This is a genomic window from Hymenobacter montanus (assembly GCF_014699115.1).
Taxonomy (GTDB): domain Bacteria; phylum Bacteroidota; class Bacteroidia; order Cytophagales; family Hymenobacteraceae; genus Hymenobacter; species Hymenobacter montanus.
The window spans coordinates 31,855-50,840 of the sequence record NZ_JACXAD010000021.1 but is presented as its reverse complement, the minus strand read 5'-3'; the positions used below and the strand labels follow the sequence as shown (position 1 = coordinate 50,840).

The following is an 18,986-nucleotide window of genomic DNA, read 5'->3' as shown; positions in this document are numbered from 1 at the left end:
CGCAGTTGGCCGTGCAGCGGGGCGATACGGTGACCGTGACCGCACCAGGGCTCTACGCGCAGGCGCACAACTTCTGGTTTTCGCTGGCTTCGTTTCTGACCGGGCTCTTGCAGCCCTCACCCAGCCAGCCGAAGCCGCCCGACGGCGTTCGTCGCAGCGGTCTGCCGCTGCTGCAAGTGGGCGTGGCGGCGGGCTTGGCGGCGGTGCCGCAGCTGAGTGGGGGCGTGCCCCGGGGGTACGTGCGCTTGCTCGTGTTTGACGCGGATAGCAACCTGGTGAGCCAGCAGACTCAGCAGTTGAGTGCGGCGGCGTTGAATAACTATGAGTCGCTGCGCTTGCAGGTGGTGGTGCCGCAGGACGGGTACGTGAGCGCCTATGTGAGCAATGAGAGCAACGTCGATGTCTTCTTTGATGATGTCACCGTCGAGCACCGCCAAGGGCTGCAAGTGCAGGAGACGCAGTACGACCCCACGGGGCTGGAACTGGCCGGGCTCACGCGCGAGACACCGGGGCTGAAGCCGCTGAACCAGTACCGGTGGAATGGCAAGGAGTTCCAGGCGGATCTGGGCCTGAACTGGACCCAGCTCGACTGGCGCATGTTCGACGCGCAAATTGACCGCCTGCCCGGGGTGGACCCCGAGGTGGAGAACGGCCAGGAAGCCTTGTCGCCCTATGCCTTTAGCTATGATAACGCTGTGCGCTTCAATGACCCCAACGGGCGCTATCCGGGCGAAGGCATTGGGGGCGCGCTCATCGCGGTAGCCGACTTTACCAATGCTTTCGTGAACGCCGTGGTGTCGAATGCGACGACCTTACCTGGGGGCAATCAGTCGGTTGGCAATGGGGTGCCGCGTGTGGCGGCGTACACTCCGGCGGCACACGCGGGCCAGACCGTCGGCGATTTGGCCAGTGTCGCGCAAGGGATTTGGCAGATGGGGGAGGGGGCCGTGGTAGCCACCACCGGGGCCGTGGGTGGGGTGGCCCTGGCGGAAACCGGTGTGGGGGCCGTGGCGGGGTTTGCCGTAGCGGCCGGGGGCGCAGCCGTTGCGGCTCACGGCGCCAATACGGCTGCTAACGGCATGAGTAACTTGCTCAACAACGACCACAATGGACGCTATAACGCGAGTAGGGCTTCTAATGGACAAGCACCATCGGTTAAAGAACAGGCTAATAATGTAAAAGACAGAGCTAATGGTGGAAAAAACTCCGTTACAATTAAAACAGTAGAGGGCCAAACTAGATATGATTTAGCTGGAAAAACCCATGGCAATGTCCCCACACCTCATCTACAGAAATATCAGCGGAATTTTGTTAATGGTGTACAAAAAAGTATGTCACCTATGACTAAAGGTGTGAATGCAGCGCAAGCTATGACGAAACAGGATGTGAGACTGGTAAGAAAATATCTTGAGAAACAATAATGAAATCAATTGACCTTACACCAACCCCTTTTTTTGAAAGCGTTCTGAACATAAGCTTTCCCGGCTTTAACATTGATCTACACAATGATTTTGATTGTGTAGGTATCTCGATGATAAGAGATGAGCTAAAAATTTCTCTTCTTAGCCGGGATGATTCTAACCTAGAAATTGTTTTGACGAATGCGGAAATAGTTAAAATGAACATGTGCTTTAATTTCAATGGCCCATTAACTTTGGACAATTTCTACAAAGGGAGAATAGAACTTAAAAACACGTTGCAAGATTTCGATTCACAAGGAAGGTGTTGCTTCTATATGCATTTTTGCGAAGACGTATATCTGGAAATACTTGCAGAAAAAGTGATTGTTAATTTATTAGAGTAGGCCTCATGCGCCACATAATGGTGTACCCACACCTCACATGAATGGCAAAACAATTCCAGGAGGCGTTAGACCGCCCAAAACATACGAGTTACCTCGAAACCAAAGGTTCTAAGCTTAATTCTACACAGAAGCGCGTCAGTTAAGCTAAACACACAACATCGCAATGGCTTATTTATCTGCCAGAACTTACCCAACCTACTGCTATGCTTACCTGGCTTCAACAATGGTTTCTCTCCCAATGCGACGAAGAATGGGAGCATGAATATGGAATAAAAATATGTACCTTGGATAACCCTGGGTGGTCTATAAAAATAGACCTAGCGTATACTGAGTTAGAAGATGTACGAATCAGCATCCCAACAATAGAAGAATCCGCAGGCGATTGGTATAGTATCGTTATTGTTGATGGTGTTTTCAGTAGCTTGTGTAGTCCTAATAAACTGGATTTTGTGATTTCGGATTTCAAGGCCCTTGTTGAACTAGGAGAGGCAAGGTATCTGGCGGATCGTCCACAGGCACGTATGATCCCTTTTGCGGAGGGATATTCTATAAGTAAAGGTTTACCTAAGCCAGTCAGAGAGTACTTATATAAGATAATAGATGAAGAGCAAATATCTTCAGCTAATATGCATGAAAAGGGTGCTTCTCTAGCAAATGCTATTCGTCCTATTCTTGAAAAGCTGATTAATAATTCTGATCTTGATATGCAATCATTAATCATGCTAGTGTATCGTTATGGATGGAATTATATACATGCCAAACATGCTAGTTAAACTTACGTCTCGGTGGTCGTGCGCAAGCCCTTCTCCTACGGCTATACAGCTAAATAAATTCAAATGTTTAAAGGAGTTGATGTCGACTGGTTTGCATTTAATAATTTAAATGCTGTTTTACATTTTGCATCAGCAGGAGGGCTTGTCCCTTATTTTGTAGACGAGCATATATCGGAACTTGCCACTAAAGTGCTTTCATTACCTATTGTTTCGCCTGAGGTTATCATAAATGAGGATCTCAGTAACTTTGTATCACTACCCGATCAAAAATCGTTTGATCTTTACGTGGAATCATTTTTAAATTTTGCTAGACGTGGGCTTTTTTCTTACGATAAATCAATCCTAAATAATTACGAAAGTCCGTTATATTATTTAGTAGCAGCCCCTAGTAAGGCGTTAGATAGGAAAGAGCTATCTGATTCTTTGCTTAGTCTCATTCCTCAAACTATATTGCCAATAAATCCTCTAATCCACCAACAGGTTAATATTGAAATTTACACAAAATAGCTCAGATTGTTTGTGCCACGTGCGACACGTTTTCTTTATTAACAAGCCAGCTAGTACAGACGGTGAGCGTGCACGAGGGCCCCAACCACGCCCCTGTGGTGGTCCGGGTACGCCAGGTCTGACTTCCGTGCTCCAGTTGAGCGGCGGGGTGCCCCGGGCTACGTACGCTTGCTCGTCTTTGATGCCGACAGCAACCTGGTCAGCCAGCAGACCCAGCAGTTGAGTGCGGCGGCGTTGAACAACTACGAGTCGCTGCGCTTGCAGGTGGTGGTGCCGCAGGACGGGTACGTGAGTGCGTATGTGGGCAACGAGAGCAACGTCGATGTCTTCTTTGATGATGTCACCGTCGAGCACCGCCAAGGGCTGCAAGTGCAGGAGACGCAGTACGACCCCACGGGGCTGGAACTGGCCGGGCTCACGCGCGAGACACCGGGGCTGAAGCCGCTGAACCAGTACCGGTGGAATGGCAAGGAGTTCCAGGCGGATCTGGGCCTGAACTGGACCCAGCTCGACTGGCGCATGTTCGACGCGCAAATTGACCGCCTGCCCGGGGTGGACCCCGAGGTGGAGAACGGCCAGGAAGCCTTGTCGCCCTATGCCTTTAGCTATGATAACGCCGTGCGCTTTAATGACCCGGATGGCCGCAACCCAGGAGGAGGAGTTCCAGTCGCTCAGATAGTTATGCCACCTCCAGGGATTGTTGAAGAGACGGTGCAAACACTTCAGGAAGTATCCTTAGCGATTGGCTTAATCGGAGCGGCCGTTGCTGCCGGAACGTGGGTAACCAACAATATGCCGTCTGCACAAACTTTAGAAGAAGTGTTTAAAGGTGGTGATGCTGGCATGCCAGCAGGTTTAGAAGTGCCACTAATGCGGCAGTGGGTACTCAACTCTGTCAAGTCAGGTGATAACCTTAGTCGCACTGGAAGACCTTTACCTAAAAGTCAGACGAACGGAGGAAGAGCAATGGACCCAAAGACCAAGCAACCAATAGGAGGAGATGGGGTAAAACCCCGTCCGGTTACTGTTAACAAAGGAACTTTTAAACAAGCCAAAGATGCTGCCCGTAATGATAGGGCAAATGGAGGAAGATGAACGCCGGTGAAGTATACTAAGGATACGAAAGGCGGTGATCACTTTCATAATGGCAACGGAGTAGAAGGAAAAGGTAAAGAATCAAAAGACTATGGTAGCAATGCAGGGAAAGTGAGCAATAATGTCCACTATCATTATCCTAAAAATTCATCAAATTAAGTCAGCCTCTTCCTCGCACTTACTCTAAGAGAAATCACTTATGCCCATTTGGATTAGTACAGTTAATGCCATGCCAAATTTTGACGCTGGCCCTTTTAAAAATTATAAAGGAGTTGTAGTTAATGTAGTTACTTATGCTGAAAATAGAGATGTTGCAATTAAAAACATAACTCAGGAGCTCAGTGAATACTATCTCCGAGTAGAATCTATTGATGATTTGGAGATTTTTCAACCTGAAAACTCACTTCAAACAAAAAAGCTGCATAGACTTGCAGCAAAATCTCAAAAGAATTTCACAACGGAATTTGACGTTTTTTATACTTATGACGAATAATCTGCATGCCAAGGAATTTATAAATTCCTTTATTTCCAAGGAACGAAAAGGTAGATGCTTAGCTTTGCTAGAATCGGGAGAGCCGTCATTCGCAGCGCGCCTAGCTCACTTAAATGCATTTGAGGAGAGATTTATTCAACCACTACCTAAAGGTAGCCCAACTGCACAAATAGACTTTATCTACAAATTTGTAGATAAAGTCTATAAAAAAGACAGTTGTTATATTATATCCGAAGACAAGGTTATATCTGGAAAAGAGATTCCTGTTCAGGGTTCAATAGAGCTAGTATTGGGCAGGGCATTTGGTTCCATACTATCCTTTATACCTGGCAAATTGGCTTACTATGAAAGTGAATCACCTGGGCCTGGCATCTTATTTTATAAACACTAAAGGCGGCACTCTAATTTTAGGTAGGTTGCTCTTTGACTTTCACTAAGGACTCCTCACTGGTAGGCTAGCGAACAATAGATAAGTGCTACTCTAAATAACTATGAAGCCTTGATCACAAAGCTATTGTTGCAGCAGCAGTGGCATCCGGTAGTCCTATGCGGACCGCTTCGTTCTTTGATGTGTCGATAGCACCAACCAGTTGCCCCGCCATACTGGCTGCGAAGGTTCCCTACCTCCTTGGTGGGGACTTCCCTTCAGCCCGCCCGTGGCGCAGCTTGTCGGATCCCGGGCTCGCTCGGGCCAGTACGCGGCTCGGCTCAACGCGGGGGGCAGCACGCCCCAGCCGCTGGGCCCGCTGAAGCAACTGGCCGTGCAGCGGGGCGATACGGTGCGCGTGACCGCGCCAGGACTCTATCCGCAGGCGGTACCGCATAACTTCTGGTTCTCGCTGGCTTCGTTCCTGACCGGGCTCTTGCAGCCCGCGCCGAGCCAGCCGACGCCGCCCGACGGGGTACCTCGTGGGGGGCTGCCGCTGCTGCAAGTGGGCGTGGCGGCGGGCTTGGCCGCAGTACCACAGCTGAGTGGCGGCGTACCCCGGGGCTACGTGCGGCTGCTCGTCTTTGACGCCGACAGCAACCTGGTGAGCCAGCAAACCCAGCAATTGAGCGCGGCGGCGCTCAATAACTACGAGGCGTTGCGCTTGCAGGTGGTGGTGCCGCAGGACGGGTACGTGAGTGCCTATGTGGGCAACGAGAGCAATGTCGATGTCTTCTTTGACGACGTCACCGTCGAGCATCGCCAAGGGCTGCTGGTGCAGGAAACGCAGTACCACCCCACGGGGCTGGAACTGGCCGGGCTCACGCGCCAGACGACGCCCGCTTTGTCAAAAGCTCGAAGGAAGCTACCGAAATTTAATACCCAAACAGGAATTATTGGGCGCACTTACAATCCTCGTATCGGGCCCGCAATTAAATTTGCGCTTAATGCACGACCTATATTTATGCCCTAGCCCTCACGTTAATAATACGGCAAAATGCATAAGACCTTCTTGACAAGGTATTGGTTTGGGTTTAACACAAGACCATACAGCAATAGAAATTTTGGTGTCACAGCATACAATTACGAAGATGCCCTCAAGCTTATTAAGGAACGAATATTTTCGCATAAAGAGTTACCTGAAGTGGAATATTGTACTGAGAATATTGATGTAAGCGCCCTCGATGCTAATCATGTGCGGCCGAATATGGGTTCACCTCACACCCGTGGTATATGGTATCCGTTAGGGTTCGCTTAAATTGTCGGTGGGCACCCGGTCGGTTTCTACGTGGGCAGGGCGCGCCGCTGCTCATCCGCTTGGGTACACGCGACTCCACCAGCGCTCTTTGCATTCAAGCGGTGGGGTGCCCCAGGGCACATGAGCCTGCTCGTTTTTGACGCTGCCAGCAACCTAATTGGCCAGCAGACCCAACAGCTGAGCGCAGTGGCGCTGAACCACTACGAGGCGTTGCGCTTGAGGATGGTGGTGCCCCAGGGCTGGTACGTGTATGCTTAGATGAACACTGGAGTAACTATAAGCCATGCGTTCGGGGTGGGTTCGTTCGTATCTTTGCGGCCCCAAACCACCCCCGTGCCCGTGCCGCTGCTTCGCGAGATTTACACCCTGTTAGCCAAGGACTTTCGCCTCGAATGGCGGCAGCGCGCGGCCTTGGGTGGGCTGCTGCTGTACGTGGGCAGCACGGTATTCGTGTGCTTCCTGAGCTTTAGCCTGCGTGGAGGACAGCCGCCGGCCCCGGCCTGGAACGCGCTGCTGTGGGTTATCCTGCTGTTTGCGGCCATTAATGCCGTAGCCAAAGGGTTTATGCAGGAGAGCCCCGGTCAGCGCCTCTACTACTACACGCTGGTGCGGCCCCAGGCCATTATCCTGGCCAAGATGCTGTACAATGCCCTGCTGTTGACGGCCGTAGCCTTGCTGGGGCTGTTTCTCTACACGGTGTTCCTCGGCAACCCCATTCAGGACGCCCCGCTGTTTGTGGGCAACCTGCTGCTTGGGGCCATCGGCTTTGCGACTACGCTGACCCTGGTATCGGGCATCGCGGCCAAGGCCGGGGGCAACGGGGCCACCCTCATGGCCATCCTGGGCTTCCCGCTGATGGTACCCATGCTGCTGCTGCTCATCAAGGTAAGTAAGAACGCCCTTGATGGGTTGGACCGGAGCGTGAGCCAGCAGTCGCTGCTCACGCTGCTGGCGCTGAACATGCTGGTGGGCGCGGTGTCGTACGTGTTGTTTCCTTTTCTGTGGCGGGGCTGATTTCCAGTAGTTGTAGCGGGCGGGGTTTCCAGCCCCCATGCCTAACTACCTTCTCGCCCGACTGTTATTACTGGACTGCTGACTACCCAATACCAACTGCGCAGCTATGAAATTTACCTGGTGGAAACTCTTAACCGTCGTTTTCCTGCTGTACTCGGCAGTGGCGGGCTTCCTGCTACCCGTGCCGCGGCTGGCGATTGTGAACGAAAGCATTCGCAACCTGTACTTCCACGTGCCCATGTGGTTTGCCATGATGGTGATTCTGTGCACGTCGGTGTTTCGCTCGGTGCAGTACCTGAACAAGCCCTCGGCCCGGCTCGACATTCTGAGCCACGAAGCGGCCAAGAGCGGCATCGTGCTGGGCGTGCTGGGGCTGGCCACGGGTAGTTTGTGGGCCAAATACACCTGGGGCGCCTGGTGGACCCCCGACCCCCGCCTGAACGCCGCAGCAGTGGCCCTGCTCATCTATGGCGCCTACCTGGTGCTGCGCGGCTCCTTCCGCGACGAGCAGCAGCGCGCCCGGGTGTCGGCCATCTACAACATCTTTGCGTTTGCGGCGGCCATTCCGCTGCTGTTCATCCTGCCCCGAATTTCGGGCAACAGCCTGCATCCCGGCCAAACCGGCAACCCGGGCTTCAACAAGTACGACCTCGACAGCACCATGCGCCTAGTATTTTACCCGGCCGTGATTGGCTGGATTCTTTTTGCCTTCTGGATGACTCAGGTGAGCAGCCGGCTGGCGTTTTTGCAATTGAAAATCGATGAAAAATAACTTCCTGCCGCGCCTGGCCGGCGTGTGGTGCCTGCTACACCTCGTTCTGTTCACCGCCCCTACCGCGCTGGCCCAGGCGCCCGACGCCCCCGAAATGGCGGATGCCCTGCGGCAAAGCGGCAAAATTTACGTGGTGGTGGCGGCCGTAGTTATTATCGTCGCCGGCCTGCTGTTCTACCTGATCTCACTCGACCGTAAAGTCAGCAAGCTGGAGCAGGAAATAAAAAAATAGCTGGGCACCCAACAGTAGAATGAGCTGTTATCCTCGGGAGCCCCAATCTATTCCATAACACCAGATTCGCTCAAATTCGAACAATTCGTGATATGAAGAAGTCGCACCTTTTCATCATGGCCATTATCGCGGTAGCCGCCGCCATCATCCTCAGCACCACCGCCGATGCCAGCGTGTACGTGAGCTTTGGCGAGGCCCGGCAGCGAGCCGCCGAGGGTAACACCACCAAAGTGCACGTCGTGGGCAAGCTCCCGCGTGATGCCCGGAAGCAGCCCGTGGGCCTGGAATACGACCCCACGACCGACCCGAACTACTTTGCTTTCACCCTGATTGACACGAATCGGGTAGCCCAGCGCGTAGTGTATAACAACCCCAAGCCCCAGGACTTCGACGCTTCCGAGCAGGTGGTGATTACCGGCTGCATGAAAGGCCAGGTATTTATGGCCGACAACATCCTGCTGAAGTGCCCCAGCAAGTACGTGAAGAAAGAGTTAAATGGTGCGACGGCTTCTGCGAACTAAGCTGCTGTTAGCATTAGAACCGAGAACTTAGAACAAAGAGAGGAGCCGGCTTGGCCTAAAAATAAGGTGATGTTCTGAGCTCTAAGTTCTAAACTCTAAGTTCTAACGCAGCAACCGTCGAAGCAGCGAAGGCAAACAATGGCTTAGCTGATCTTGATGACCGAGCACTGCTAGGACCGCTGGCTACCGAAACTCCCCTTTCTTCGTGGCAGTGGGCTTTTTCAATGGTTTACCGCGGGCCGCCTGAGCCTCGATAGCCAATGATAACACCGAGAGTCGTCGCGGGCTGTGGTCCGCGGCGCAATCGCTTTTCCACTAACTGGGGTTAGTGGCACTGCCGCCTCAAGTGGCGCAGCGGTAAATTTGCCTGATATTCTTAGCTTATGAACTTATTAGTAGGAAACATCGGCCACCTGAGCGTCATCGTTGCCTTTGTGGCGGCGCTGGTGGCGGCTTACAGCTACTTCCAGGCCACCCAGGGGCGAGCGTTGGGCGACAACGATGCCAACTGGCTGCGCCTGGCCCGCGGGGCGTTTTTCGTGCATGGTGCGGCGGTGTTCTCGGTGGTGGGGTGCTTGTTCAACATCATTCACGCGCACCGCTACGAGTACTACTACGCCTGGAGCCACAGCTCTAACCACCTGCCGGTGGAGTATATGATTTCCTGCTTCTGGGAGGGCCAGGAAGGCAGCTTCCTGCTCTGGATTTTCTGGCACGTCGTGCTGGGCTGCTGCCTCATCCGTTTCGGCCGCCGGTGGGAAGCACCCGTGATGGCCGTGTTCAGCGGCGTGCAGCTGTTTTTGGTGAGCATGATTTTGGGCGTGGTGCTCGGGGGAGTCAAGGTCGGCTCGTCACCGTTTATCCTGCTGCGCGACTTCCTGACCGACCTGCCGGTGTTCAAAATGAACCCCGACTTCGTACCCAAGGACGGCACTGGCCTCAACGCCCTGCTGCAGAACTACTGGATGGTGATTCACCCCCCTACCCTGTTCCTCGGCTTCGCGCTCACCCTGGTGCCATTTGCCTTCGCCATCGCGGGCCTCTGGAAAAAAGAGCTCACCGCCTGGGTTAAACCGGCCCTGCCCTGGACGCTGGTTGGCGGGGGAGTGTTGGGCGTGGGCGTGGTAATGGGCGCCTACTGGGCCTACGAAACCCTCAACTTCGGGGGCTACTGGAACTGGGACCCGGTCGAGAACGCCGTGTACATCCCCTGGCTCGTGCTGGTGGCCTCGCTGCACGGCATGGTGCTCTGGCAAAAGCGCCGCACGGGCCTGCGCACCTCGTTCGCGCTGGTCGTAGCCACGTTTGTATTGATTTTGTACGCCACCTTCCTCACCCGCAGCGGGGTGCTGGGCAATGCCTCGGTGCACTCCTTCACGGACTTAGGCTTATCGGGGCAGCTGCTGATTTACCTCGGCGCCTTCACCGTGCTGGCCGTGGCCCTGCTCGTCCGGCGCTGGAAGTCGATCCCCATCTCCGATAAGGAGCTGACCGCCTACAATCCGGAGCTGTGGGTATTTGTGGGGGCTACGGTGCTTTGCCTGGGGGCTTTCCAGGTGCTGTTTACCACCAGCATTCCCGTTTATAATGCGCTGATGGGCCTGGTAGGCATCAAAACCAACGTGGCCCTGCCCGCTGACCAGATTGCCCACTATACCAAGCTACAGCTGTGGATGGGCGTGGGCGTGGCCCTGCTGTCGGGCCTGGCCCAGGTTATGTGGTGGCAGCGCAACGATAAAACTACCCTGGTCAACTCCCTGACCGCGCCCACCCTGCTGACCCTGCTGGGCACGGCCTTGGTGGTGCTGCTGGTGCGCTACAACGGCCTCACCATCGCGCCCGCCTACGTGGTGCTGGTGCTGGCGAGCTTGTTCGGCGTGTTAGCCAACTTCGGCACTATTTTCACCTTGCTGCGCCGGGGGGGTCGCCTCTCGGGCGGGGCGGTGGCCCACCTGGGCATCGCGCTGATGCTGCTGGGCATTCTGGCTTCTTCGGGCTACTCCAACATTATTTCGCGCAACGTTTCGGGCCTGCTGTATTCACGGGAGTTTACCGAGGACTTAAACCGCGACAACGTGCTGCTGTGGCGCAACGAGACCACGCCCATGCACGGCTATGAGCTAACCTACACCGGCCAGTACTTGGATGTGCCCGGCGTGCCGGGCTACGTCGACAAGCAGTTCCTGTTCCGCACCGACGATGACTACAAGGCCATTGCCCGGGCCCCCATTACCAGTGAGGGCAAGACCTACTACAAAACCGGTGACACCCTCGATATCCTGCCCGAAAACACGTATTACCGTATCGCCTACAAAAACCAAAAGTCGGGCGAGCAATTCGTGCTCTACCCCCGGGCGCAGGTCAACGACGAGATGGGCGGCGGGGGCTTACTGGCTTCGCCCGCCATCAAGAAGTTCTGGGGCCACGACATCTACACGCACGTTAGCTCGGTGCTCGACCCCCGTAAGGAAAGACCCTGGAGCGAGGCCAAGGAGCACGTTTTAGGCGTGGGCGACACCATTTTCCTAAATGATTATTTCGCCGTGTTCCGGGCCATTGAGCCGGCCCACGAAACCGCCGGCCTCAACTTGCAGAAGGGCGACCTAGCCCTGCAAGCCGACCTGATTGTGCACGGCGAGAAGCGCCAATACCACTGCCACCCGGTATTTGTGTTGCGCAACCGCATGGTGGGCCGCGTGCCCGACGACGTGGACGACCTCGGCATCCGGGTTAGCCTCAACGCCATCGACCCGGTTAAGGGCAAGTTCACCTTCGGCGTGAGCACCACCCAGAAGGATTACGTTATCCTCAAAGCCATGGAAAAGCCCTTCATTAACCTGCTGTGGAGCGGCACCCTGCTCATGGCCCTGGGCTTTGGCTTGAGCGTGCGGCAACGCGGCGGCAAAGGCGGCCCGACCGAAACCCCGGTTCCCGATCCGCTGGACGAAGCCGCGCCGGCCCGCACGGCGCGGCCCCAGCCCGTGGGCTAAGCACCAAAAAGGCTCCTCGTTCGCTAAAAGGCCGTTCCCAGCTATTGGAACGGCCTTTTGCTGCTCTTTATTTGTCATCGAACTCAAAACCGGCCGGACCACCATGCCACAACTGCCCCGCCCATCTACTTCGCTGCGCATTGGCTTGCTCGGTACTGGCAAGGTAGCTAGCCAGTTAGGACCGGGGCTGGCCGCGGTGGGCCACCGCATTGCGTTCGTGTGGGGCCGCAACGGCCAACGAGCCACCGCTCTGGCTGACCAACTACCTGGCGCGCAGCTACTCAGCGTGTTGCCCGCGCCCCTGCCCCCAGCCGATGTCTACCTGCTGGCCGTGCCCGACGCGGCCGTGGCTCCGCTATTGCAGAGCACCACCTGGCCCGCGGGAGCACTGGTGGCCCACTTGGCCGGCGCCCTGCCGCTGGATGTATTCGCGGGCCAGGCGGCCGTGCGCGGTGGGGTGTTTTACCCGCTGCAAACTTTCAGCCCGGGCCGGACCATCGACTGGCCGACGGTGCCCCTGTGCATCGAAGCCGCCGACCCGGCGACCGAGGCCACGCTGCTGGAATTAGCCCGCAGCCTCAGCTCCCAGGTGTTGCGGCTCGACTCGGCCCAGCGGCTCAAGCTGCACGTCGCGGCGGTGTTCGCCAACAATTTCACCAATCACCTGTTGGGCGTTGCGGATGCCTTGCTAGCCGAGGCGGGCCTGTCGCCCACCCTGCTGGCGCCGCTGGTGCGCGAAACCGTTGACAAAGCCTTGGCCCATCCGCCTTTCGCCGTGCAGACCGGGCCCGCGGCCCGCCGCGATGCGCTTACGCTGGCCGCGCACCGTACGGCGCTGGCCGAACACCCGGCTTGGCGGGCGCTTTACGAGCAGCTCACCGCCAGTATTCAAGCCCACCTTTGATGCCGGGGTTGGGCGAAGTACCTTTGCGGCGGCAAACGCCGTGTATTTTCTCGCTTTTCAGCTTCTTGTTTTGTCTGTTCCTGCTACCACTATCACCTTCCAGCTCAGCAACGGCCAGCCGGCTCAAACCCACGTGGCGGCCCCCGGCGAGTCGGTGCTCGATGTGGCCCTCAACAATGGCATCCAGCTTCAGCACAACTGCGGGGGCGTATGTGGCTGCAGCACCTGCCACATCTACGTCAACTCCGGCGGCGAGCACCTGCCCGAAATCAGCGACAAGGAAGAAGACTTTATTGACCGCGCCGAAAACCCGCGTATCAACTCCCGCCTGGCCTGCCAGTGCATAGTAGCCGCCAACACTCAGTTGGTGGTTACCATCCCGCCCCAACACTTCCTGGGCCACTAATTTTTTAATGTGGAAATATGAATGATGTGAAAATGTGGAAATGCCATTGGCAAAGCACATTTTCTCAATTCTTGTGCATCTTCACATTCTCACATCAACCCACATTTTCACATTCTCACATCAACCCACATTCTCACATTTCACCAGTGAACCACTTTGAGCCCCCCATGCACTGGGCCGACCACGAAGACATCGCCATGGCGCTCTACGAGAAGTTTGGCGACGACTTCACTGAAGCCAAAATCTACCGCATCCGCTTTACCGATTTGATTGAGTGGGTGCTGAGCCTGGATAACTTCGCCGGCACCCGCGAGCAAGCCACCGAAGGCCATCTGGAGCAGATTCAGGCGAAGTGGGTGTACGAGTGGCGCGACAATCAATAACGGCCGGGATATAGGATGATTAATGCCCAACCTCGCGTTGGCTTCCGCCGTAAGCTGGCCTGAAATGGCATCCAACTCCCATTTCAGGCATCCTCGCAGCCTTTACCCGGACAGTTTTTCACCTTCCCAATTTTTGTTTCTTGCATGAAAACCGGCATCATTAAATTTTTCAATGTAGAAAAAGGTTACGGCTTCGTGACCGACGACCAGACGAAGGAGGACTTCTTCGTGCACGTAACCGGACTGAACGGAGCCACGGTGCAGCAAAACGACCGAGTAGAGTTTGAAACGCAGGAAGGCCGCAAAGGAATCAACGCTGTAAACGTGCGCAAAATCTGAGGTGCCCCCAGCGGACCACTTCACTGAGCTAAAAAGCTTCTTCATTCCGGAGAAGCTTTTTTATTGCTCATGGGCACCTTTTTACCGAAGGCCGGGCTCTTTCAACGACCTTTGCCTTCTACCAACGCCTCGCATGACCCCGCCCCCACTCAAGCCGCCAACTCCGGTGCTGCCGCCGCATCCGGCCGGGGGGCTGGGGGCCGCCTTGCCCAAGCTGGTGCGCTGGCCTAATTTGCTCATCATGCTGCTGTGCCTCCTCCTGGTTCGGGCGGGCCTGCTCCTGCCCGAGCAACCGCTGGGCACGGCCTTGCTGAGTTCGCGCTTTGGGCTGCTGGTGACGGCGACCCTGCTGGTAGCGGCGGGCGGCTACATCATCAACGATTATTACGACATCAAAATCGACGCCATCAACCGGCCCGACCGGCTGGTGATTGGCCGGGTGGTGAACCGGCGGAAGGCGATGCTGGCCCACTTGCTGCTCAGTGGCGTGGGCGTGCTGCTGGCCAGCTGGCTGCATCCGGTGCTGGGCGTCGTTACCCTGGGGACGGCCTTGCTGCTGTGGGGCTATTCGGCCCGCTTTAAGCGGGTGGCGCTGGCTGGCAACGCCAGCATCGCTACGCTCACGGCCGCGCTGGTTTTGCTGCCGGAGCTGCAACTGCAGCTCGCCCGCCACAGCAGCCACAGCGTGGTGTGGCCTTACGCGCTGGCCGCCTTTCTGCTCACCATGGTGCGCGAAATCGTGAAGGATGTTGAAGACATGCACGGCGACGCCCAGCACGGTTGCCGGACGCTGCCCCTGGTGGTGGGCGTGGCCCAAACCAAATGGGTGGCGGGCGCTTTTCTGGTCTGCCTGGCACTGCTTACCACCGGTGCTACCGCCCGAATGTTCGCCAGCGGGCATTGGCCCCTGGGCCTGTGGTTGACGGTGCTGGTGCTGCTTCCCTTGGCCCAACTCACGCGTTTGCTCGTTCGGGCCGACCGCCGCCGTCACTTCAAACACCTTAGTAGCTGGTGCAAAGCCATTATGCTGGCCGGCGTGCTCAGCATGGCGTTGGCCGGGGGCGTGGGGTGACTTTTAACTGTTAGCGGCTGGGCGGCAGGCTTGACCATGTAACCGGATCTCGTACCAACTCACGGCCTGATAACCAACCGCTAGCGACTAGCAACTGAAAACTACCCCCGTCATGAAGGCCTACCGTCATATTTTCTTTGACCTCGATCATACGCTCTGGGATTTCGAGCAGAATGCCAACGAAACTCTGCACACGCTGTTTGAGCGACATAATTTTGCGCGCTACGGCACCTTCACCGCGGAGCAGTTTATCCGGGTGTACAGCGATATCAACCACGCGCTGTGGCGGCTGTACCAAAGCAATAAGATTTCGCAGCAGCAACTCCGCGACGTGCGCTTCGTTCGGGCCCTGAGCAAGCTTGGCGTACCCGAGGCCGAAATTCCCGTCGGTATCTCGGCCGAGTTCACCAGCATCCTGCCGCTGAAGTCGGCGGTGTTTCCCTTTACCCACGACGTCCTCACCTACCTCAAGCCCAAGTACCGGCTGCACCTCATTACCAATGGCTTCAACGACATCCAGAGCCTTAAGCTGGCTTCGTCGAACCTGACGCCCTATTTTGAGGAAGTTATTACCTCCGAGCACAGCGGCCACCTCAAGCCCGACCCGCGCATGTTTGCCCACGCCCTGGAGCGCACCGGGGCCACCGCCGCCGAAAGCCTCATGGTTGGCGACAACCTGGAGTGCGACGTACTCGGCGCCTACAATGCGGGCATCGACCAGGTGTACTTCAACCCCGCCAAACGGCGCCACTTCACCGAGACCACGCACGAAATCAGCTGCCTGAGTGAGTTGAAAAACATTCTTTGAGAACCTAGAACGTAGAACTCAGAGCTTAGACTATAGCAAGAGCATAGGGACTTTACCTTCTCTTCTAAAAATCTAAGCTCTCCGTTCTAAGCTCTAGGCTCTAGGCTCTGAATTCTAAGTTCTAATTCCATGATTCGACTTATTGGCATGTCTGGTCGCCGGGGCAGTGGCAAGGACACCGTGGCGCGCCTGCTGCAACGGCAGCAACCCGAGCGCAACTGGCAAATCCGCTCCTTTGGCGATTCCATCAAGGCAGTCTGCGCCGCTCTTACGGGCGAAGACGTGGCGCCCTACTACTCGCAAAAGGGCAAAGCGCAAATTGTGCCCGTTTTCCAGCGTACCCGGGGCGAGATGCTCCAGCAAGTGGGTCAGGCCCTGCGCGCCTGGGAGCCCCTGGTGTGGGTTGATGCGTTCTTCGCCCGGCTTCCCCCCAATGCCAATGTACTGGTGCCCGACGTGCGCTTTCCCAACGAAGCCGACCTCATTCGGGCTCGCGGTGGCCTGATGCTGCGCATCGAAGGCGACCCGCTACACCAGCGCGGCGACGGCACCCGCGACGACAACCACCCGAGTGAAACGGCCCTGGATGACTACCCGCACTTCGACTTCATCATTCATAACGAGGGCTCCTTCCAGGACCTGGAGCGGCAAGTGCAGACGCTACGAAATCAACTGCCGCAGTAGCCAGCTTCTGGCCACACCATTAATCCCAAAATCTCATTCGGCGGAGTATGAGCACGGTAAAAAGTAAGCGAAGGCTTTTCCTGTTCGGCGCAGGCATCCTACTGCTGGCCTACGGTTTCTGGCCAACCCCGCTGCGGCCGGTCATCCTCTACGCGTATTCGGATAATGCTTTGGGCATGTGGGGATTGACGCTATTTAAGGATGGTCAATTTACTATCACTCTGCCCGCCGCGTACGAGTCAGGCCGCTTTCATTTATCCGGGGATACCATCGAGCTTCACTACAATGAGTCTGGGGCGGGCTTGCCCCAAGCATATTTGATTAACCGCAGCAAAAAGCAAATCGACGAGCTAAACCGGGTAGCGGGCTGGTGGAAGCGTACCACTAACTTAAATTGGGCCGAGCTGCACTTTGACTCCACCAGGTACTATGCGCGCTAAACGTCATCAATCTTTCCCGATTTGTACGCCTGGTTCTCCCGCACTGCTTGCGTCGCCGAGGCGAAACCAGCCGGCCATGTGGCCCTGACGTGGACCTATGGGTCGGGCGAGAGGATGACCGCAAAAACACTCATTGAGCGCGGCTGGAGCCGTAGTTATGCTCTCTGACATTGCATCATCCCGGCCTTATAGCAGATGCCATATCACCCTACCTTTGCCGCATCCCATCCAAAATACATCAACCTAACCTGAACCTTATGGCCAACGGCTTTTTTAACGTCCCGACCCCAATAAATGAACCGGTAAAAGGGTATGCCCCCGACTCGCCCGAGCGGGCTGAGCTGCACCGCGAGCTCAAGCGCCTCAAGCAACTGGAGCTCGACATTCCCATGCACATCGGCGGCCAGGAAGTACGCACCGGCAAGCTACAGCGCATCAGCCCGCCCCACGACCATCAGCACACCCTCGGCCACTTTCACCTGGGCGAGGCCAGCCACGTGCAGCAGGCCGTAGACGCCGCCCTGGCCGCTCGTCCGGCTTGGTCGGAAATGCCCTGGGAGCACCGCGCCGCCATTTTTCTGAAGGCGGCCGAACTGCTAGCCGGCCCGTTCCGCGCCCGCCTGAACGCGGCCACCATGCTGGGCCAGAGTAAAAACGCCTTCCAGGCGGAGATTGATTCGGCCTGCGAGCTGATCGACTTCTTCCGCTACAATGTGCAATTCATGCGGGAAATCTATGAGCTGCAGCCGCAGTCGTCGCCGGGCATGTGGAACCGGCTCGAGCACCGTCCGCTCGAAGGTTTTGTGTTTGCCCTCACTCCCTTCAACTTCACTTCCATCGCCGGCAACCTCCCCTCCTCCGTGGCCATGATGGGCAACGTGGTGGTATGGAAGCCCGCCAACACGCAGATTTACTCCGCTCAGGTACTGATGGAGCTGTTTAAAGAGGCGGGCGTGCCCGACGGGGTTATCAACCTGGTGTATGTCGACGGTCCTACGGCCGGTAGCGTGCTGTTCAACCACCGCGACTTCGCGGGCATCCACTTCACTGGTTCCACGGGCGTGTTTCAGAACATCTGGAAGACCATCGGCCAAAACATTCACAAGTACAAATCCTACCCCCGTATCGTGGGCGAAACCGGCGGCAAGGATTTCATTCTGGCCCACCCATCGGCTCACGCCAAAGCCGTCGCCACGGCCATTTCCCGCGGGGCTTTCGAGTACCAGGGCCAGAAATGCTCGGCGGCTTCGCGGGTATACCTCCCCAGTAACCTCTACGAGGAAGTGAAGGGCTACTTAGTGGAAGACCTTAAGTCGTTCAAGATGGGCGACGTGGAAGACTTCAGCAACTTCATCAATGCCGTTATCAACGAGGCTTCTTTCGATAAGCTGGCCAAGTACATCGACGGGGCCAAGGCCGACCCGGCGGTTGAAATCATTGCCGGCGGCAACTACGACAAGTCCAAAGGCTACTTCGTGGAGCCCACCATCATCGTAGCCAAGGACCCAAAGTATGTAACCATGTGTGAGGAGCTATTCGGCCCCGTGCTGACCATGCACGTGTACGACGCCAACCAGTTCGAGGAAACCCTGGACCTGGTGGACAGCACCTCGCCCTACGCGCTCACCGGGGCCGTGTTCTCGCAAGACCGTTATGCCATCGACCTGGCCTCAAGGCGTCTGCAGAATGCTGCGGGCAACTTCTACATCAACGACAAGCCTACGGGGGCCGTGGTTGGTCAGCAGCCCTTCGGCGGAGCCCGGGCCTCCGGCACCAACGACAAGGCTGGTTCCATCTTGAACCTGCTGCGCTGGGTGTCGCCCCGCGCTATTAAGGAAACCTTCGTGCCGCCGGTCGATTACCGCTACCCCTTCCTGGGGGTCGCCACCAACGAGACGCTGGATGTGGCGGCTGGTGGTTTCTAAAAGCCTCTTACCGGCTATTCTTCGGGCTAGCCGCAACAACAAAAGCCGCTTCTATTACGGGGGCGGCTTTTGTTGTTAGAGCGGTTTCCGGATAAGTGTAGCCGGCGCGGCCGTAGGGGAACCTCACGTGACCCCTACG

General features: G+C 56.3%; 23 protein-coding genes. All 23 read left to right on the top strand.

What is annotated here, in order from left to right:
- The first annotated feature begins 11 nt into the window (after positions 1-11).
- The 23 genes from IC235_RS17025 (at position 12) to pruA (ending at position 18,847) form a co-directional block, all read left to right on the top strand.
- Positions 12-1,421, top strand: coding sequence for a hypothetical protein (locus tag IC235_RS17025; RefSeq protein ID WP_191006401.1), 1,410 nt, complete (start codon positions 12-14; stop codon positions 1,419-1,421).
- Positions 1,421-1,804, top strand: a complete 384-nt coding sequence (locus IC235_RS17020; RefSeq protein WP_191006400.1) for a hypothetical protein — start codon at positions 1,421-1,423, stop codon at positions 1,802-1,804. Before IC235_RS17025 ends, IC235_RS17020 begins: the two co-directional genes overlap by 1 nt.
- Before the next feature lie 203 nt (positions 1,805-2,007).
- Positions 2,008-2,577 (top strand): immunity 53 family protein, encoded by a 570-nt coding sequence (locus IC235_RS17015; protein ID WP_191006399.1) that lies wholly within the window; start codon positions 2,008-2,010, stop codon positions 2,575-2,577.
- A gap of 63 nt (positions 2,578-2,640) precedes the next feature.
- Positions 2,641-3,084, top strand: a complete 444-nt coding sequence (locus IC235_RS17010; RefSeq protein ID WP_191006398.1) for a hypothetical protein — start codon at positions 2,641-2,643, stop codon at positions 3,082-3,084.
- Positions 3,085-3,252: 168 nt separating this feature from the next.
- Positions 3,253-4,179, top strand: coding sequence for a hypothetical protein (locus tag IC235_RS17005; RefSeq protein WP_191006397.1), 927 nt, complete (start codon positions 3,253-3,255; stop codon positions 4,177-4,179).
- Positions 4,180-4,378: 199 nt separating this feature from the next.
- A complete protein-coding gene (locus tag IC235_RS17000; protein ID WP_191006396.1) occupies positions 4,379-4,672 on the top strand; it encodes a hypothetical protein in 294 nt (97 codons plus the stop codon).
- Positions 4,662-5,063: a hypothetical protein gene (locus IC235_RS16995; RefSeq protein ID WP_191006395.1), complete on the top strand. Its 402-nt coding sequence runs from the start codon at positions 4,662-4,664 to the stop codon at positions 5,061-5,063. Before IC235_RS17000 ends, IC235_RS16995 begins: the two co-directional genes overlap by 11 nt.
- Before the next feature lie 265 nt (positions 5,064-5,328).
- Positions 5,329-6,072 (top strand): hypothetical protein, encoded by a 744-nt coding sequence (locus IC235_RS16990; RefSeq protein ID WP_191006394.1) that lies wholly within the window; start codon positions 5,329-5,331, stop codon positions 6,070-6,072.
- A 405-nt stretch (positions 6,073-6,477) separates the two neighbouring features.
- Positions 6,478-6,615, top strand: a complete 138-nt coding sequence (locus tag IC235_RS16985) for a hypothetical protein (protein WP_191006393.1) — start codon at positions 6,478-6,480, stop codon at positions 6,613-6,615.
- 87 nt (positions 6,616-6,702) lie between these two features.
- Positions 6,703-7,371, top strand: a complete 669-nt coding sequence (locus tag IC235_RS16980) for a heme exporter protein CcmB (protein WP_223847379.1) — start codon at positions 6,703-6,705, stop codon at positions 7,369-7,371.
- Positions 7,372-7,477: 106 nt separating this feature from the next.
- Positions 7,478-8,143 (top strand): cytochrome c biogenesis protein CcsA, encoded by a 666-nt coding sequence (ccsA, locus tag IC235_RS16975; RefSeq protein WP_191006391.1) that lies wholly within the window; start codon positions 7,478-7,480, stop codon positions 8,141-8,143.
- On the top strand, positions 8,133-8,375 hold the full coding sequence (locus IC235_RS16970) for a CcmD family protein (protein ID WP_191006390.1): 243 nt from the start codon (positions 8,133-8,135) through the stop codon (positions 8,373-8,375). Before ccsA (IC235_RS16975) ends, IC235_RS16970 begins: the two co-directional genes overlap by 11 nt.
- Before the next feature lie 92 nt (positions 8,376-8,467).
- Positions 8,468-8,896 carry a cytochrome c maturation protein CcmE domain-containing protein gene (locus IC235_RS16965; RefSeq protein WP_191006389.1) on the top strand — a complete coding sequence of 143 codons (429 nt, stop codon included), beginning with the start codon at positions 8,468-8,470 and terminating at the stop codon, positions 8,894-8,896.
- Positions 8,897-9,279: 383 nt separating this feature from the next.
- The gene (gene ccsA, locus IC235_RS16960; RefSeq protein ID WP_191006388.1) at positions 9,280-11,886 is read left to right on the top strand and encodes a cytochrome c biogenesis protein CcsA; all 2,607 of its coding nucleotides are present in this window, start codon (positions 9,280-9,282) and stop codon (positions 11,884-11,886) included.
- Between the two features lie 103 nt (positions 11,887-11,989).
- Entirely contained in the window at positions 11,990-12,790 is an 801-nt protein-coding gene (locus IC235_RS16955; RefSeq protein WP_191006387.1) for a Rossmann-like and DUF2520 domain-containing protein, read from the top strand.
- Between the two features lie 70 nt (positions 12,791-12,860).
- Entirely contained in the window at positions 12,861-13,196 is a 336-nt protein-coding gene (locus tag IC235_RS16950) for a 2Fe-2S iron-sulfur cluster-binding protein (protein ID WP_223847375.1), read from the top strand.
- A gap of 146 nt (positions 13,197-13,342) precedes the next feature.
- Positions 13,343-13,579 (top strand): Fe-S cluster assembly protein IscX, encoded by a 237-nt coding sequence (gene iscX, locus IC235_RS16945; protein WP_317173601.1) that lies wholly within the window; start codon positions 13,343-13,345, stop codon positions 13,577-13,579.
- 144 nt (positions 13,580-13,723) lie between these two features.
- Complete coding sequence (locus IC235_RS16940) at positions 13,724-13,918, top strand: cold-shock protein (protein ID WP_191006385.1); 195 nt, start codon at positions 13,724-13,726, stop codon at positions 13,916-13,918.
- Between the two features lie 133 nt (positions 13,919-14,051).
- A complete protein-coding gene (locus tag IC235_RS16935) occupies positions 14,052-14,990 on the top strand; it encodes a geranylgeranylglycerol-phosphate geranylgeranyltransferase (RefSeq protein ID WP_191006384.1) in 939 nt (312 codons plus the stop codon).
- Positions 14,991-15,102: 112 nt separating this feature from the next.
- Entirely contained in the window at positions 15,103-15,798 is a 696-nt protein-coding gene (locus IC235_RS16930) for a YjjG family noncanonical pyrimidine nucleotidase (RefSeq protein ID WP_191006383.1), read from the top strand.
- 129 nt (positions 15,799-15,927) lie between these two features.
- Positions 15,928-16,482 (top strand): nucleoside/nucleotide kinase family protein, encoded by a 555-nt coding sequence (locus tag IC235_RS16925; protein WP_191006382.1) that lies wholly within the window; start codon positions 15,928-15,930, stop codon positions 16,480-16,482.
- A 47-nt stretch (positions 16,483-16,529) separates the two neighbouring features.
- A complete protein-coding gene (locus IC235_RS16920) occupies positions 16,530-16,922 on the top strand; it encodes a hypothetical protein (RefSeq protein ID WP_191006381.1) in 393 nt (130 codons plus the stop codon).
- A 257-nt stretch (positions 16,923-17,179) separates the two neighbouring features.
- The gene (pruA, locus tag IC235_RS16915) at positions 17,180-18,847 is read left to right on the top strand and encodes an L-glutamate gamma-semialdehyde dehydrogenase (protein ID WP_191006380.1); all 1,668 of its coding nucleotides are present in this window, start codon (positions 17,180-17,182) and stop codon (positions 18,845-18,847) included.
- The last annotated feature ends 139 nt before the right edge of the window (positions 18,848-18,986 follow it).

Bases quoted from the DNA above. Each gene is read 5' to 3' on its own strand.
- ccsA (WP_191006391.1), top strand. From the start codon at position 7,478: ATGAAATTTACCTGGTGGAAACTCTTAACCGTCGTTTTCCTGCTGTAC.
- IC235_RS16940 (WP_191006385.1), top strand. From the start codon at position 13,724: ATGAAAACCGGCATCATTAAATTTTTCAATGTAGAAAAAGGTTACGGC.
- IC235_RS17000 (WP_191006396.1), top strand. From the start codon at position 4,379: ATGCCCATTTGGATTAGTACAGTTAATGCCATGCCAAATTTTGACGCT.
- IC235_RS17015 (WP_191006399.1), top strand. From the start codon at position 2,008: ATGCTTACCTGGCTTCAACAATGGTTTCTCTCCCAATGCGACGAAGAA.
- IC235_RS16985 (WP_191006393.1), top strand. From the start codon at position 6,478: ATGAGCCTGCTCGTTTTTGACGCTGCCAGCAACCTAATTGGCCAGCAG.
- pruA (WP_191006380.1), top strand. From the start codon at position 17,180: ATGGCCAACGGCTTTTTTAACGTCCCGACCCCAATAAATGAACCGGTA.
- IC235_RS17020 (WP_191006400.1), top strand. From the start codon at position 1,421: ATGAAATCAATTGACCTTACACCAACCCCTTTTTTTGAAAGCGTTCTG.
- IC235_RS16935 (WP_191006384.1), top strand. From the start codon at position 14,052: ATGACCCCGCCCCCACTCAAGCCGCCAACTCCGGTGCTGCCGCCGCAT.
- IC235_RS16930 (WP_191006383.1), top strand. From the start codon at position 15,103: ATGAAGGCCTACCGTCATATTTTCTTTGACCTCGATCATACGCTCTGG.
- IC235_RS16955 (WP_191006387.1), top strand. From the start codon at position 11,990: ATGCCACAACTGCCCCGCCCATCTACTTCGCTGCGCATTGGCTTGCTC.
- IC235_RS16920 (WP_191006381.1), top strand. From the start codon at position 16,530: ATGAGCACGGTAAAAAGTAAGCGAAGGCTTTTCCTGTTCGGCGCAGGC.
- IC235_RS16970 (WP_191006390.1), top strand. From the start codon at position 8,133: ATGAAAAATAACTTCCTGCCGCGCCTGGCCGGCGTGTGGTGCCTGCTA.
- ccsA (WP_191006388.1), top strand. From the start codon at position 9,280: ATGAACTTATTAGTAGGAAACATCGGCCACCTGAGCGTCATCGTTGCC.
- IC235_RS16965 (WP_191006389.1), top strand. From the start codon at position 8,468: ATGAAGAAGTCGCACCTTTTCATCATGGCCATTATCGCGGTAGCCGCC.
- IC235_RS16925 (WP_191006382.1), top strand. From the start codon at position 15,928: ATGATTCGACTTATTGGCATGTCTGGTCGCCGGGGCAGTGGCAAGGAC.
- IC235_RS17010 (WP_191006398.1), top strand. From the start codon at position 2,641: ATGTTTAAAGGAGTTGATGTCGACTGGTTTGCATTTAATAATTTAAAT.
- IC235_RS16995 (WP_191006395.1), top strand. From the start codon at position 4,662: ATGACGAATAATCTGCATGCCAAGGAATTTATAAATTCCTTTATTTCC.